The 14,078-nt window shown below is 67.5% G+C and carries 16 protein-coding genes; 6 read left to right on the forward strand and 10 right to left on the reverse strand.

Translation table 11 applies throughout. The annotated features are described in order from the left end of the window. Window positions 1–514: 514 nt before the first annotated feature. Window positions 515–697 carry an alpha/beta fold hydrolase gene (locus ON20_RS37900; RefSeq protein ID WP_218002491.1) on the forward strand — a complete coding sequence of 61 codons (183 nt, stop codon included), beginning with the start codon at window positions 515–517 and terminating at the stop codon, window positions 695–697. Window positions 698–1,033: 336 nt separating this feature from the next. Here the strand turns inward: ON20_RS37900 and ON20_RS10435 are convergent, their stop codons facing one another. Continuing rightward, complete coding sequence (locus ON20_RS10435) at window positions 1,034–1,546, reverse strand: ArsI/CadI family heavy metal resistance metalloenzyme (protein ID WP_218002496.1); 513 nt, start codon at window positions 1,544–1,546, stop codon at window positions 1,034–1,036. A 96-nt stretch (window positions 1,547–1,642) separates the two neighbouring features. Between ON20_RS10435 and ON20_RS10440 the strand changes: the two genes are divergently transcribed. Continuing rightward, entirely contained in the window at window positions 1,643–2,002 is a 360-nt protein-coding gene (locus ON20_RS10440) for an Rv2640c family ArsR-like transcriptional regulator (protein WP_040834943.1), read from the forward strand. Window positions 2,003–2,185: 183 nt separating this feature from the next. Here ON20_RS10440 and ON20_RS10445 read toward each other — a convergent pair whose 3' ends face one another. After that, window positions 2,186–2,404 (reverse strand): hypothetical protein, encoded by a 219-nt coding sequence (locus ON20_RS10445; RefSeq protein ID WP_157228780.1) that lies wholly within the window; start codon window positions 2,402–2,404, stop codon window positions 2,186–2,188. A gap of 298 nt (window positions 2,405–2,702) precedes the next feature. Here ON20_RS10445 and ON20_RS10450 point away from each other — a divergent pair, with 298 nt between their 5' ends. Further along, window positions 2,703–2,930: a hypothetical protein gene (locus ON20_RS10450; RefSeq protein WP_040834945.1), complete on the forward strand. Its 228-nt coding sequence runs from the start codon at window positions 2,703–2,705 to the stop codon at window positions 2,928–2,930. Between the two features lie 328 nt (window positions 2,931–3,258). Continuing rightward, window positions 3,259–4,083 (forward strand): sugar O-acetyltransferase, encoded by an 825-nt coding sequence (locus tag ON20_RS38705; RefSeq protein ID WP_157228789.1) that lies wholly within the window; start codon window positions 3,259–3,261, stop codon window positions 4,081–4,083. Between the two features lie 128 nt (window positions 4,084–4,211). Here ON20_RS38705 and ON20_RS10460 read toward each other — a convergent pair whose 3' ends face one another. Next, window positions 4,212–5,411: an acyl-CoA dehydrogenase family protein gene (locus ON20_RS10460; RefSeq protein WP_040834946.1), complete on the reverse strand. Its 1,200-nt coding sequence runs from the start codon at window positions 5,409–5,411 to the stop codon at window positions 4,212–4,214. Window positions 5,412–5,568: 157 nt separating this feature from the next. On the opposite strand from ON20_RS10460, the gene ON20_RS10465 reads away from it, so the two are divergent. Further along, a complete protein-coding gene (locus tag ON20_RS10465; RefSeq protein WP_086008957.1) occupies window positions 5,569–6,468 on the forward strand; it encodes a TetR-type transcription factor C-terminal domain-containing protein in 900 nt (299 codons plus the stop codon). A gap of 410 nt (window positions 6,469–6,878) precedes the next feature. Further along, window positions 6,879–7,649, forward strand: a complete 771-nt coding sequence (locus tag ON20_RS10470; RefSeq protein ID WP_040834947.1) for an SDR family NAD(P)-dependent oxidoreductase — start codon at window positions 6,879–6,881, stop codon at window positions 7,647–7,649. Here the strand turns inward: ON20_RS10470 and ON20_RS10475 are convergent. From ON20_RS10475 to ON20_RS10505, 7 genes are all read right to left on the reverse strand, one after another. After that, window positions 7,598–8,659: an MBL fold metallo-hydrolase gene (locus ON20_RS10475; protein WP_040834948.1), complete on the reverse strand. Its 1,062-nt coding sequence runs from the start codon at window positions 8,657–8,659 to the stop codon at window positions 7,598–7,600. The genes ON20_RS10470 and ON20_RS10475 overlap by 52 nt on opposite strands. Continuing rightward, on the reverse strand, window positions 8,656–8,991 hold the full coding sequence (locus ON20_RS10480) for an EthD family reductase (RefSeq protein ID WP_040834949.1): 336 nt from the start codon (window positions 8,989–8,991) through the stop codon (window positions 8,656–8,658). The genes ON20_RS10475 and ON20_RS10480 overlap by 4 nt, the downstream gene beginning before the upstream one ends. A 71-nt stretch (window positions 8,992–9,062) precedes the next feature. Beyond that, the gene (locus tag ON20_RS10485; RefSeq protein ID WP_040834950.1) at window positions 9,063–9,686 is read right to left on the reverse strand and encodes a TetR/AcrR family transcriptional regulator; all 624 of its coding nucleotides are present in this window, start codon (window positions 9,684–9,686) and stop codon (window positions 9,063–9,065) included. Window positions 9,687–9,734: 48 nt separating this feature from the next. Continuing rightward, window positions 9,735–11,249, reverse strand: coding sequence for a class I adenylate-forming enzyme family protein (locus ON20_RS10490; protein ID WP_040834951.1), 1,515 nt, complete (start codon window positions 11,247–11,249; stop codon window positions 9,735–9,737). Window positions 11,250–11,330: 81 nt separating this feature from the next. Next, window positions 11,331–12,104 (reverse strand): SDR family NAD(P)-dependent oxidoreductase, encoded by a 774-nt coding sequence (locus ON20_RS10495; protein WP_040834952.1) that lies wholly within the window; start codon window positions 12,102–12,104, stop codon window positions 11,331–11,333. An 11-nt stretch (window positions 12,105–12,115) separates the two neighbouring features. After that, complete coding sequence (locus tag ON20_RS10500; protein ID WP_040834953.1) at window positions 12,116–12,871, reverse strand: SDR family NAD(P)-dependent oxidoreductase; 756 nt, start codon at window positions 12,869–12,871, stop codon at window positions 12,116–12,118. Further along, window positions 12,871–14,073, reverse strand: coding sequence for an acyl-CoA dehydrogenase family protein (locus ON20_RS10505; RefSeq protein WP_040834954.1), 1,203 nt, complete (start codon window positions 14,071–14,073; stop codon window positions 12,871–12,873). The genes ON20_RS10500 and ON20_RS10505 overlap by 1 nt, the downstream gene beginning before the upstream one ends. Window positions 14,074–14,078: the final 5 nt, after the last annotated feature.

A 14,078-nucleotide genomic window follows, 5' to 3' on the forward strand; every position in this document is an offset into this window, starting at 1 on the left:
ACCGAACCGCACAGAAATCCTCGGCGATCAGGTGACCGTGGCGCAGCCGAACAAGGAACTCGGCACATGCCTACCCGTCAGGGGCTCCTGGTAGTACTCGCCGAAAGGCCACGGATATGCCCGTTGCGCCTGGTCGAAGGAGCCCCCACCGAAGGTCCGGAGAAATCCGAGCAGCGTCCGAGGTGGACTGCCGGCGCAGCGGATACGCGCCGTGACGTCACCCCCACCGGCCGCTTGCCGGCTTCGGGCGGACCGCACCGGCGCCGGCTGCGTATTTCTTCGGCCTGCGGAGTGAGCTCGGCGGTCTGCTCGGCGGAAGGGCGCCGCTGATTCCGACTGTCGGAATTGTGGTCAGGACTGCGGCGTGGCCTCGCCGGCCTTGCGAGTGAGCATGGTGAGCGCATCGAGGTGAGAGTGGTAGGCGGTGCGACCCTTGTGAGTGAGGGCGAGCCAGGTTTCGGTTTGCGGCCGGTGTAGCCCTTGGTGATGGTGAGGTATCCGGCGGCCTCCAGCAGTGTCATCGCCTTATCAGGTGGTGGCGGGCAGGTCTCTGCTGATGATCTCGTTGGTGGGCCATTCGTGGGGTGGCGCGTGGATCCCGAACGCGACCGCCACGGTACTGCCAGGGTGCGGTCACACAGTGCATGAGGACTGCCCGGCCGAGACCATTCCGCTGATCGAGAACTTCCTCCGCTGAATCGACGATGATGGCCCATCCTCGCTGGGGTGGGCCATCATCGATGGGTGGCGAAGGCGCCTGATGGGAGCTGATCGGTGAGTCCTTCTTGCTGCCGGTAACGCCCGCTCGAGCGATCAGCGGTCGTCCGACGAAACCAGCGAACGCACCGGTGATCACCGGTGCCGACCAACCGGTCTTGCCGTGATCGACAACACCGGAAACACGTAATGCAGAACCCCCCAACTCGAGATGTGGGTCAGGCGCAGCACCGCCAACGCCCGGCCGCGCCCCGCCCGCGGCAGCCCACCCACAGCCGCGGGCGCGGTCTCCACATCGATCACGGACCCCGAGCTCTTATCCGGCGGCGGCCGGCGCGCAGCACGCCACCCCCGACCCCGTCTCGGCCTCGGATGCGGTCTCACCGCGGCCGTCGGTGCCGCAGCACGCCTGTACCGCCTCCTTGTCGCCCATCTCGGCCAGTTCTGGGGCGGCGCCGAAGTGCTCGGTATCGACCAGCACCGTGTAAACCTCCCACCGCTCCTGATTCGGGCCGGTCACCCACACCTTGTCCTGGGTGGCGAAACAACACGTCGTCGCGATCTGCTCCTCGGTGAACAGGCCGGCCTCCGACAGACGCGCGATCTCGGCGTGCACCTTCTCCGAGGACTCCACCTCGACACCGAGGTGGTTCACACTGCCGCCGTGACCAGGATTCTCGATGAGCACCAGCTTCAACGGCGGCTCCACGATCGCGAAGTTCGCATATCCGGGCTTGCGTTTCGCCGGTTCGGTATCGAACAGCGTCGAGTAGAACTCGACCGCGGACTCCAGATCGTCCACATTGAGCGCGAGCTGAACGCGGGACACCATGACCACCACCTATGTGACATATATCGAATCATTGACAGTGGTCAGTCTGCCACCTTTTCGACATAAGTCAACATCATCGGTAGGATCGGTTTCATGCCCAAAGCACTGCCCGTCATCGACACAACCGCTCCCGTCTGCTGTCCGCCGGTGGCGGCCGGTCCGGTCGACGACGAGGCGGCCCTGCACGTCGCACTGCGACTGAAGGCTCTCGCCGACCCGGTCCGGGTGAAACTGATGTCACTGCTGCTGGCCGGTCCGGACACCGGGCGAAACGGTGGCGACCTCGCCGCCGCGGTCGGGGTGTCCGAATCCACGGTCAGCCACCACCTCACCCAGTTGCGCAAAGCCGGCCTGATCGCCTCCGAACGCCACGGCATGAACGTCATCCACCACGCCCACCGCGACGCCCTGGCTGCACTGTGTCTCGTCCTCGATCCCAACTGCTGCCGCTGACGGCCCGCGCCTCTCTCCAGTGCGCGCAGACCTCCCCGTCAAGGCTCGTTCAATTGTGTCCGCAAAAGAGATTTTATGGACATACGAAAGGCTGGAAACGCCTCTGGCCAGTGGTGATCGCCTGCGTAGGTGTCCAAGAACGCATCGTTTTACGACACCGCTGTTACTGCGCGGGGCGGCATATCACCTGCCGCTACTCCAGCGCGCGTTCTCACCCAGCCGATCCCCATCGGCGTCCAACTCCTTGTCGAGCGCCTTGCCGCCGTCGGGCTCGGTCCAGAAGTCGAAGCGCCGGCCGCGGTCGCTCATGGCACACGTCTGCATCCACACCGCGTGGGCTATGCCGGAATGCAGCTCCGGCGGCAGCTCCTTATCGAAGGCGCTGGCGATCGTCTTGCGCACTGCCGGGACATCCTTCGTGGCGGATGGGTAGTGGCGTAGAACGTATCGGCCGGGAAACCTCAGCGAGACAGCTCCGAGCACCTGAGCCCACGCCATCGGACGAATCGGCACACCGATAGGACCGCAGCGGCGTACCGCCCGGCTTTGGGCCCGGTCACTGTTCGATGTCGCCGATCTGCCACCATGAGGGCTGTCCCATCCGAACGGCGCCGGTCCGACCAGATGTCCTGCGGGAGGCATCATCATGACCGGTACCGATTGTGACGGCGTGACCGCAGCGACCTTTCGAAGGAGAGTCATGTCCTTTCCCGAACTTCCCCGGTCGGAGCCCGGTGAAGTGCTGTTGGTCTGTACGTGCTACGAGGACGGCATCGCACTGTGGGGCGGGCTGCTCGACGAGATCGGGGGCCGCCGGGAAGGCGATGTGCTCGTCGTCGGGGACAGCGGGGTGCGGCTGCGACCGGTCGAGGACTGCATCCTCGAAATCCATGGAGACGAAAGCCGCCGGCCGACCCCGGTTCACTGATGTCTGTCTGCAGGACCAGAGGCGGTGGGGCGAAAGTGACGGTGCGGGGCCGCCGTAGTATCGATCGAAAGTCCGAAAACACTGGTCAGAAGTGGTTTCCGGCCGGGCGGGCGCGGCTCGAATCCGCCCAACATCGGCGAGTTCTACCGAGATCTCGTATGACCGGGCGCCCCGACCGTGGTATCCGGAGCGGCAGCGTATGCCGTTGCTCGAACCATTGCCGCACCGGGGGTGCCGGTCGGAACGACCAATGATTCCTCCCGGATCGTCGCGGGCCGGTCCGACCGGGCTCGGGCAGATGTCCAGGCAGTCTTCGGATACCCGGTCCATGCGCGAGCGCATGCTTGCCGGAGACCTCTACCTCGCCGACGACCCCGAGCTGATCGAGCAGAACTTGCGCGCCATGGACCTGATGGAAGCGTTCGATGCCACGCCGATGCGCGATGCCGCTCGGCGGCGGACCCTGCCGGCCGAGCTGCTCGGTGCGATCGGCGACGCCACGGAGATCCGGCCGCCTTTGCGAGTCGGTTACGGTCGCCATATTGGTATCGGGGCTCGTACGTTCGTCAACTTCGGCCCGGTGGCCTTGGATGTCGCGCCGATCACGATCGGGAACGACGTACAGATCGGCACCAATGTCCAGTTGCTTACGCCGACTCATCCGCTCGATCCCGCACAACGCCGAGCGAAATGGGAATCCGCCGCACCGATCACCATTGCCGACAATGTCTGGCCGGGAAGCGGTGCGATCGTTCTGCCCGGTGTGACAATCGGTGAGAACACCGTGGTCGGCGCCGGTTCGGTGGTCACCGGCGATCTGGCGCCGAACGTCGTCGCGGTGGGGAACCCGGCGCGGATGGTCCGGACCCTTACACCCCCCGATACGGTCCGAGGCTCCCCGGTGGAGCCGAGCAAAGGTGTAGACATCATCGCTTCGATGGGCGCGTCGGTCCCGCGTGGTCGGCGGATCCGGGAGCACGGTGAAACGGTCGGACCCGGTAACTTCTTGCCGCAGCCGGATTCATATACGCAACAGGCGCGTTCGGTTCCGGAGCGTGTCCACCGACCGGGTGTCACCGCTGTGCCGACCCTGATCGTCGACCGGACATACGCACTCGTATCCCCTCGAACGATCGGCCCGTCGCCGCGCTGACAACCGGGAGGCCGTGATCACCCGACTCGGGTGGATGCCGATGTTCGTCGACCGGCCCGACCACCACGGCCCGAAGGTCGGTGTTCTTCGGTCGGAGACCGTACCGTCGAAAAGGAGAGCGGCTCTTGTCAACGGGCGGCGTGGCGCGCGGCGCCCACCGCGCGTTTGGCGATGGCCCAGCGGTGTACTTCGGAGGGGCCGTCGTAGATCCGGAAAGGTCGGACTTCCCGGGAGAGGCGGGCCAAGGGCAGGTCATCGGAGACGCCGAGACCGCCGCACAGTTGGATACCGCGGTCGACGATGCGGAAGATGGCCTCGGCGGCGAAGGTCTTCGCGATCGATGTCGCGTTGCCCGCGTGTTCGCCGTTGTCGAGTTCCCAACAGGCGCGCACGAGCAGTGCGCGGGTGGCAGCGATATCGATCTCGTTGTCCGCCACCATTTTCTGTGCCAGGCCGAGGTCACCGATCCGCGCGCCGAAACCTTCGCGTTCGGCGACGCGGGCGACCGCGATATCGTGCGCGCGTCGGGAGGCTCCGAGCCAACGCATCACATGGGTCATTCGAGCGGGGCCCAGGCGGACCTGCGCGTATTCGAAGCCGCGGTCGACGGCGCCGAGCACCGCTTCATCGGGGACGAACATATCCTCGAAGAAGACCTCGCAGTGACCGCCGATCATGGCACGGTCGAGCGTGCCGATATGCCGGCCGACGCGCAGGCCGGGGGTGTCGGCGGGGGTGAGGAACATGGTGGCCCCACCGCGCTGCCCCGGCTCGCCGGAGGTGCGGGCCATGACGATGAAGAACCCGGCGCCATCCGCGCCGGTGATGAAATGCTTGTGACCGTTGATGCGCCAGCCGCCGTCCACCTTCGCCGCGCGGGTGGCCAACGCGGACGGGTCGGAGCCGGCGCCGGGGGCGGGTTCGGTCATCGCGAAGGCCGAACGCACCTCGCCACGGGCGAGCGGCTCCAGATACCGCGACTTCTGCTCTGGGTCGGCGATATGGGCGAGCATATGCACATTGCCCTCGTCGGGTGCGGCGATATTGAGCGCCGTCGGGCCGAACAGCGAGTAGCCGGCCTCCTCGAAGACCGGCGCGCGATCCGACATCGACAAACCCTGTCCGCCGTACTCGATCGGGGCATGCGGTGCGAACACTCCCGCCGCACGGGCCTGTTCCTGCAAGGTGACGCGTATCCGGTCCCCGCCGGCGGCGGTGATGTCACCGTGGTGCTCGTCTTCGACCGGCAGCACCGTGGTACGCACGAACTCGCGGGTGCGTTCCACCAGGTCCTGCACATCGGCGGAATAAGTCAGATCGATCGGCATCGCAGTCCTCCTCGGCATTCGGAACGACGCTGTGCCAACCGAGCGATCGCTCCGGAGGAACCTTCGCATCGTGCCGGCACGTTGTCAAAGATAGTCTCTTGTACTGTCCTGTCGTCAGAGCGGATGCTTGTAGGAGTGTTCGGATAGCCTGAACACCATGTCGGAGGAACCCATGGCCGCGCCGCTATCACCCCATGAGGCGATCAGGGCAGCGCGCAGCGCGGCCGGACTCTCACTGCGCGAGGTTGCCCGCCGCATCGGAGTGAGCCCGGCAACACTCAGCGCCATCGAGAACGGGCGGACCGGCCTGTCCGTCTCTCGGCTGACCGGGCTGGCCGCCGCCCTCGGAGTGCCCGCACACCGGTTGCTCGGTACCGCCTCCGCCGCCTCCGTGCCGGTACGCACGGAGGTCGTGGACACCGCACGCGGGTCCTGGCGGGAATTCGGGCCTCTCGAGGCCGATCCGGCGCTGACGGCGGCCATCGCCTCGTTCGTGGAGATCGGGTATCACGGCACCACCGTGCGGGCATTGGCCCGCCGGGCCGGCACCAGTGTGCCGGGCCTCTACCACCACTACCGTGACAAGCAGGGAGTCCTGGTGCGAATTCTGGATCTCACCATGGACGATCTGCACTGGCGGGTGCGCGCCGCCCGCGCCGAGGGGCATGACGGCCTCGACCGGGTCCGGCTGATCGTGGAGGCGCTGGCGCTGTTCCACACCCATCGGCGGGAACTCGGTTTCATCGGCGCCAGTGAAATGCGCAGCCTGGTACCTGTCGAGCGTGCGCGGATCGCACGGTCGCGCAGTGAGATCCAGCGAATGCTGGACGAGGAGATCGCCGCGGCCCGCGCCGACGGTCGGATCACCACCGCGCATCCCCGGGCCGCCGGGCGGGCGATCGTCACCATGTGCACCGGTATATCCCAGTGGTTCCGCGAGGGAGGAGCCGACTCTCCCGAGGGAATCGCCACGCAATACGGGGAGTTCGCCCTCGACCTGCTGGGAGCGAATCGGCTCGGTTCCGACTCGGCGCCTGAGGGTCCAACCCGCGCGTGAGCCTGCGCGGCGGGTTACCGACGGTCTTATCGGTGAGTGGGACACCGGGCGGCTGTGGTCTGCCCTGGGTCTTCGAACACCGCCTTCCGGTACGCCGGTCGAACCCGGGTCGTGCTCGCCGAACTCTGGCGCACGCCGCGGGCCCGAGATCGATCACCATCGCCGCGTCGCCCGCGGTGCAGCGGTGTCGGCAGGCGTCGTCCTGGCCGTGTCGGGCCCGCATTGCGGGGTAGGAGGCGGGGCGGGCGGTGATTGACACCGCGACGGAAGCCTCTTACTGTCAAACTGACATCAGTTCAGTTTGGTGAACTGCGTGGCCAGAGCCGCGTGGCGCCCGCTCGCCCACCGTGATGGCGGCGGACGTAATGCGCCGAACACCCTCTGATTTCCCGAGAAGAAAGGCGGACACGATGGCGCCGGGAGCGGATCGACTCCGGGACAAGACCGTGCTGGTAACGGGCGCCGGTGGCGGAATCGGGGTGGAGATCGTGCGCCGCCTCGCCGCCGAAGGCGCGGTGGTGATCGCCACCGACCGGCCCGCGGCCGCGGCGGACTGCGCCGATCTGGTGGCCGGACTGGGCGAACCGGATCGGCACCTGGCGCTGGGGTTGGACATCACCGACGAGGACGCCTGGCGGACAGCCACCGCCACCATCGCCGGGCGCTTCGGCGGCCTCGACGTGCTGATCAACAATGGCGCCATCGGCAGCCTGGCGGGCGTGGTCGACGAGAAGCTGGACCGATACAACCGGGTGGTCGCGGTGAGCCAGACCGGTACCTGGCTGGGCATGAAACATGCCGGCGCCCTGATCGAACATAGCGGCGGCGGGTCGATCGTGAACCTGTGCTCGATCCTGGGCACGGTCGGCGGGCTCGGCGACAGCCTGGCCTACGCCGCGGCCAAGGGGGCGGTGCGGACGATGACGAAGAACGCCGCGCTGCACTGGGCGCTGCGGGGAGTGCGGGTGAACTCCGTCCATCCCGCATTCATCGGCACCGAGCAGTTGCTGGAGCGGTACGAGGGCGGCGAGCGGCATACCGCCATGGTGGCGGGAACCCCGATGGGTCGGCTGGGTCGCGCCGAGGAGGTGGCCGCCGCGGTGGCCTTCCTCGCCGGGGACGACGCCACCTATGTGACCGGCACGGAGTTGTACGTGGACGGTGGGTGGACATGCGCCTGATGTGCGGTGAAGACATCCACACCGTCGCGGTGCTCGCGGCCGGCCCGGCCGCGGGACACCAGCACGTCCAGGTGGGCCATCGTCTCGCAGGTCGCGATCATCCGGTTGAAGATGTCCAGCTCGGCGAAACGGCGGTGCCGCCGGGTCCAGGTCAGCGCACCGGCCACGGCCAGGCCGGTGGCCGCACCGAGATCGACCAGTACGCCCTCGATCTCGGCGAAGCGGCGTTCGTGGTGGGCCAGAAGTTCCCGCGCGCGCTCGGCCGCACTGCCACCGGTCGGCCCGTGCGCGGGAAGCATGGCGCGCTCGCAGTCGCGCAGCAGCCGCAGTGATTCCAGGAAGCGGCCCAGCGGCAGATCCCATTCACCGATCTCGAAACCGATCGAGGGGGTGATGGTGGGCAGGAGATGGTCGCCGGTGTACAGCAGGCCATTGCGGCGATCGTGAAAAACCAGGTGGCCCTTGGTGTGGCCCGGTGTGGCCATGGCGTGCAGGTCGTGTTCGGGCAGCGGGAGCGGTCCCGGACGTAACCAGGTGTCCGGCGGCTCCCAGTCGGCGACGTCGAAGGGTTCGTCCGCCGCCTGGGCGTACGCCGCGGCGGCCAGTTCGGCGGCGCCCGCCCGGCGCAGTTCGCGCAGTGAGCTCTCCGGCATATTGCTCCCGAGCTCCCGGACGCCGATGAGGCCGGGGGCCTCGTCGGCTCCCAGATGCACCCGGCAGCCGTGTCGTCTGCGCAGTTCCACCGCGAAGGTGTAATGGTCGCGGTGGATATGCGTGACGAAGACATCATGGATTTCGTCCGGGCGGCGCCCGATTCGGGCCAACCCGGCGGCCAGTTCCCGGTAGGTGTTCCCTCGATTCCATCCACCGTCGATCAGCGCGAGGCCCGCCTCGGTCTCCAGGGCGTAGATGTTCACCGCTCGCAGGCCGTCCTGGGGCAGGGTCAGCGGAATCCGGTGCACCCCGTCGATGACGGGGTGGCAGCCGGGGTCACTCCAGTGGCCGCTCATGGCGCCGTGCCGGTGAGCGGAACCATGGTCCGTTCGTCTCCGAACCAGATCATCCGCCGCCCGCGCATAGCGCCCACATGTGCGACGGCCGCCTTCCATTCGGGGCTTGCCAGTGCGGCGTCGAGCGCCTCCTTGGACGCGAAACTCAGGACCGAGAGCCCGTCCCAGCCCGCGGAGCGCTCGTCGCCGCTCTCCAGGATCTCGGTGTGCTGCCAGCGCAGCAGGCCCGGCAGCGGATAGGTCACTTCGGCGTGTTCGCCGCGCCACCAGTCGATGAACTGTTCACGGGTCCAGTTGCTCGGGCGGGCGGCCAGCACGATCAGGTTGTACACGGCTCTCCTAACTGAATTCTGTTCTGTTTCGCGGGGCGTGCGGAATCCCCGCAGTGCGGGGACTCCGGGCCCTACTTTCGGGCGATGCGGACTGCGGCCTCGCGGACGGACTCGGTGATCTGCTCGAGCGTGAGCGGCCCGTCGGGTCGATACCAACGCCAGACGCTGATGATCATGCCCAGAACCAGGCGTCCGATCGTCCGCGGATCGCCGTCGGCGAAGGCGCCGGCCGCCATGCCGCGGGCGAACAGGTCCGTCCAGCGGGCCTCGATCTGCTGCACCAGCTCCCGGGAGCGCAGCCGCTCGGCCTCCTCTTTCTCCGATTGACGCGGGCCGGACAGCAAATCCATGTGGTTCTGCAGGATTCGCCGCTGCAACGCGTCGCTCGGGGTGGCGATGAGGGCGCCGGTGACCGCGGCGCACAACGCCTCGATCGGATCCTCGACGCACTCGGTCGCGTTATCGAAGCGTTCGACCGAGTCGGCCAGTTCGAGGCGCATGATGGTCAGCAGGCAGTGCGCCTTGGACTCGAAGTAGTGATACAGTGCGGTCTGCCCGATGCCGACCTCGTCGGCGATCGAAGCCCATTTCGTATGTTCGTACCCGACGCGCCCGAACTGTTCGATCGCGACCGCGAGGATATTGCTCCGCTTGGATCGCGGGCTTTCGCGGCGGGTTCCGGTATCGACGGTCATCAGCGATTGCCCTTCAGGCGCATATGGTTTGTGGTCGGTGTAGGACCTCTACCGTACCCGAGATGAACTCGGGTCAAGCGAGGTCAAGTGTGTTGCCAGTTGTACCGCGTCCGGGCGCGACAGCTTGCCCACCCGGTTCTGCGGCAGGTCGGGCACGGTGAACACGTACTCCGGCCATTTGGACTTGGGAAAGTCCGCCGCCGCGAGTTGTACGGTCACATCCTCCAGCGCCAGCGGTGCGCCGCCGGTCACCACCAGCGCGGCCGCCCGCTCGCCCAGAAGATCGTCGGGCACCGGCACGACGCATACCTGCACAACTCCGGGAAGGGCGGCGATGGCCGCCTCCATCTCGTTGATGTCGATATTGCGCCCACCCCGGATGATGATCTGCTTCTGGCGTCCCATCACCTGGATCGAGCCGTCCGCCGCCACCTCGACCAGATCGCCGGTCGACAGGAAACCGTCCGGTGTCAGTTCCGGTGGCACCGCCACTCCTCCGCGAGCGTACCCGACGAACAACGACGGACCCTTCACCTGTGCGTCGCCGATTCCGCCGGGCGGCAACGGTTTTCCGTTCGCGTCGACGGCGCGGACCACCGTTCCCGGGAACGGCCGGCCGTCCCGGCCGAGCCTGACCGAGGGCGGGTCGTCCGAACCGGGGGTGGTGTGACCGAGGCATTCGGACATGCCGAACACCCGCAGGAACGTGGTGCCGAGCACGGACTCGGCCTCTGCCAGGGCCCGCTCGTTCATCGGTCCGCCGCCGACCGTCATGGCCCGCAGCGACGACAACCGGCCCGCCGAACCCTCCACCACCGACAGTTGCAGCGCCATGGTCGGCACCAGCATGGTCCAGGCGACACGATGGTCGGCCATGGCGGTCAGCGCCTCCGCCGGCGACCAACGGCCGATCGAGACCATATGTCCGCCCAGATGGGCGGGCAGGTACATACCGAAGCAGAACGCGGCCACACTCGACAACGGCACGAACGCGCCGACCGCCTCGCCCGGACGCAGTCCGACCGCCTCGATGGTACGGTCGCAGGCGTAACGGATCGCCTCCTCGGACTGCACCACGCATTTGGGCCGGCCGGTGGAACCGGAGGTCATGGCGATCGCGGTACCGCCGCGCCAGCGGGTGATATCGCCGAAACCCCTGGGCTTGGCCCGCAGCACCAGCGAATCGAAGGTCACGCGCCGCACCGGGAACTCGGTATCACCGATACCCCAATGGCGCAGCGATTCGGTATCGCCGACCACCACATCCGGATCGATGTCCTCGACCGCCAACCGGAACTCGCCCGCGGTGGCATGCGGGCTGAACACGGCGATCACGCCGCCCCGCAACCCCACGGCGAGAGCCGCGGCCAGAGTGCGCCAGGTGTTGTCCGCCTGCACGAGCACCGTGGGCGCCCTCTCATCGATCTTCGCCAGCAGTGCGGCAAGGTCGTCGGCGGCCGCCACGACCTTGCCCAGGGTGTGCTCGCCGAGCTCGTCGCGTACCGCGAGCCGGACCGGATCACGCCGGGCCCGCTCGACCATGTCCTTGGCCAGTAGTCTCATCGTTGGTTCCTCGTACCGCTCATCCTGCTCGATATCCGGGAGGTTCGGGCGGAAATAACCATCGCCTGCCCGCGTCCGCCATCAGCGTGCCGTCCAACCGCCGTCGACGACCAGCGTCTGCCCGGTGATATAGGAGGAGGCATCGGAGGCGAGGAAGAGCACCGCGCCATCGACCTCGCCGGCCAGACCGCCGCGGCCGAGCATGGTGTTGCGCCGCACCCATCCCGCCGACTTGTCGTCGGCGAACAGACCGTCGGTCATCTCGGTGTCGAACCAGCCCGGTACCACGGCGTTCACCCGGATGCCGCGTCGCCCCCACTGGCCGGCCAGCTCCCGGGTGAGGCCCACGGTGCCCGCCTTGGACGCCGCGTAGCTCGCACCGCCGATGGGGGCGGTGGAGACCAGCCCGACCACCGACGAGATATTGATGAAGGAGGCGCGCTCGCCTTCGGGCAGTCGGGTCGCCGCGTAGGTGGCGAGATGGAACCCGGCCACCAGGTTCACCTCGAGGACGGCGGCGAACCCCTCGGCAGTCTCCTCCTCGGCATGTGGCGGGCCGGGGCGTCCGGCATTGTTGACCAGTACGTCGAGGCGCCCGGACTGTTGGTAGCACCGGTCCACCAGGGCGCGCCGGTCGGTGTCGTCGGTGATGTCGCAGCGCACCGGCACGATCCGCGGCTGTTCGGCAGCCGGCGCGGTCAGCCGATCGAACCGGCGGGCCGCGGCGTACACGGTGGCACCGGCGCCCGCGAGAGTGCGGGCGAAGCCGAGGCCGAGCCCGGAGGAGGCCCCGGTTACCACGGCGACTCGTCCGTCGAGCCTGAAAAGCCTTTCCGGGGTGTATGTTTCGCTCATGGGATGCCTCCTCAGTACACCGCTGTCCGGCCGCCGTCGACCGGAATGATCGCGCCGGTGGTGTAACCGGCGGCATCGCTTGCCAGGTGAACGACGATCCCCGCGATCTCCTCCGGCCTGCCCAGCCTGCCGGCGGGCAGACGGTCCACGATCTTGCCCACGAACTCGTCGTCCCAGTGCTCGGCCATATCCGTGGCGAAACCGCCGGGCATAACACAGTTCACCCGCACCGTCGGTGCGTACTCCTGAGCGAATGCCATGGTCAGCGCGTTGAGACCATTTTTGGCGGCGGCGTACATCGCCTCCGGCGGACTCGGCCGCTGCGCTCCAATACTGGAGATGTTCACGATCGCGCCGCCGCCTGCTTCGGCCATCCGTGCCCCCGCCACCGCCATCAGGCGAAACGGTCCCTTGAGGTTGACCTCCAGGGTCTTGTCCCACAGCGCCTCGGTGACCGAGACGAGGTTTTGTGCCAGGGGTGCGATTCCGGCGTTGTTGACCACGATGTCGAGGCTGCCGAACTCCGCGATGATGCCGTCGACGGCGGGTTCGATGGTGTCCCAGTGTCCGACGTGCAGTGCCAGCGGATAGGCCGCGCCGGTGGGGATGTCCGCCAGGGTGGCGACGGCCCGCTCGCAGGCCTCGAGCTTGCGGCTGGAAACGATCACCGTCGCGCCGGCCGCTTTCAACCCGCGCGCGATGGCCAGCCCCAGCCCCCGGCGGGCGCCGGTGACAAGGGCGACCCTGCCGTTCAGATCAGTGCTCATCATCGGTACCTCTTCACCTCGAGACGCGCCATGGTGCGCAGATGGACTTCATTGGGGCCGTCGGCGATTTGCAGGGCCCGGGTGACGGCGTGCATTCGGGCGAGCACGGTGTCATCGCTCACCCCGGCCGCGCCGAAGGTCTGTACCGCACGGTCGACCACCTTGTGCGCAACTTCCATCGCGGCCACCTTGATGGCCGCCACCTCCGACCGGGCCGCGGCATTGCCCTTGGTGTCCATGAGCCAGGAGGCCTGCAGCACCAGTAGTCGGATCTGGTCGATCTCCATCCGGCTGCGCGCGATCCACTCGCGCACCACACCGCGTTCGGCCAGCGGCTGCCCGAACGCGACCCGCACCAGCGAGCGCCGGCACATGAGTTCCAGCGCGCGTTCGGCCATCCCGATGGCCCGCATCGCATAGTGCATGCGGCCCGGTCCCAGCCTGCCCTGGGCGATCGCGAAACCGTCGCCCTCATTGCCGAGCATGTTCTCCACGGGCACCCGCACATCGGTGAACTGCACCTCGCCGTGCCCGAGACGGTCGTGGTAGCCGAACATCGGCAGGTCGCGCAGCACTTCGATCCCGGGTGTGTCGGCCGGCACCAGAATCATGCTCTGCTGCCGGTAGGTCGGCGCGTCCGGATCGGATTTGCCCATGAAGATCAGCAGCCTGCAGTCCGGATCGAGGATGCCGGAGATGTACCACTTGCGACCGTTGAGGACGTAGTGGTCACCGTCGCGGCGGATGGTGGACCCGATATTGGTGGCGTCCGAACTGGCGACCGCCGGTTCGGTCATCGCGAACGCGGACCGAATACCGCAGTCCAGCAATGGTTTCAACCACTGCTCGCGCTGCACCTCGGTGCCATACAGCGCCAGGATCTCCATATTGCCGGTATCGGGCGCCGAGCAGTTGAACACCTCGTTGCCGATGAGCGAGCGGCCCATCACCTCGGCCAGCGGCGCGTACTCGAGGTTGGTCAGTCCCACGCCGCAATCGTCGTGCGTCATGAACAGGTTCCACAGACCCTGCGCCCGGGCTTCGGCCTGCAGCTCCCGCATGACGGGCGGCTGCTCGTGCGGGTTGCTCGCGGCGGCGATCTGCTCGGCGTAGACCTTCTCGGCCGGATAGACGTGCTTGTCCATGAAGTACTCGAGCTCGTCGAGCAACTCGTCGGTGCGTGCGGAATACGAAAAATCCACGGTGC

Origin of the sequence: Nocardia brevicatena NBRC 12119 (assembly GCF_000308495.1) — a bacterium.
Taxonomy (GTDB): domain Bacteria; phylum Actinomycetota; class Actinomycetes; order Mycobacteriales; family Mycobacteriaceae; genus Nocardia; species Nocardia brevicatena.

Excerpts from the sequence above, each read along its gene's own strand:
- ON20_RS10465 (WP_086008957.1), top strand. The coding sequence starts at position 5,569 with ATGTCGGAGGAACCCATGGCCGCGCCGCTATCACCCCATGAGGCGATC.
- ON20_RS10470 (WP_040834947.1), top strand. The coding sequence starts at position 6,879 with ATGGCGCCGGGAGCGGATCGACTCCGGGACAAGACCGTGCTGGTAACG.
- ON20_RS10500 (WP_040834953.1), bottom strand. The coding sequence starts at position 12,871 with ATGAGCACTGATCTGAACGGCAGGGTCGCCCTTGTCACCGGCGCCCGC.
- ON20_RS38705 (WP_157228789.1), top strand. The coding sequence starts at position 3,259 with ATGCGCGAGCGCATGCTTGCCGGAGACCTCTACCTCGCCGACGACCCC.
- ON20_RS10485 (WP_040834950.1), bottom strand. The coding sequence starts at position 9,686 with ATGACCGTCGATACCGGAACCCGCCGCGAAAGCCCGCGATCCAAGCGG.
- ON20_RS10495 (WP_040834952.1), bottom strand. The coding sequence starts at position 12,104 with ATGAGCGAAACATACACCCCGGAAAGGCTTTTCAGGCTCGACGGACGA.
- ON20_RS10460 (WP_040834946.1), bottom strand. The coding sequence starts at position 5,411 with ATGCCGATCGATCTGACTTATTCCGCCGATGTGCAGGACCTGGTGGAA.
- ON20_RS10440 (WP_040834943.1), top strand. The coding sequence starts at position 1,643 with ATGCCCAAAGCACTGCCCGTCATCGACACAACCGCTCCCGTCTGCTGT.
- ON20_RS10490 (WP_040834951.1), bottom strand. The coding sequence starts at position 11,249 with ATGAGACTACTGGCCAAGGACATGGTCGAGCGGGCCCGGCGTGATCCG.
- ON20_RS10475 (WP_040834948.1), bottom strand. The coding sequence starts at position 8,659 with ATGAGCGGCCACTGGAGTGACCCCGGCTGCCACCCCGTCATCGACGGG.
- ON20_RS10450 (WP_040834945.1), top strand. The coding sequence starts at position 2,703 with ATGTCCTTTCCCGAACTTCCCCGGTCGGAGCCCGGTGAAGTGCTGTTG.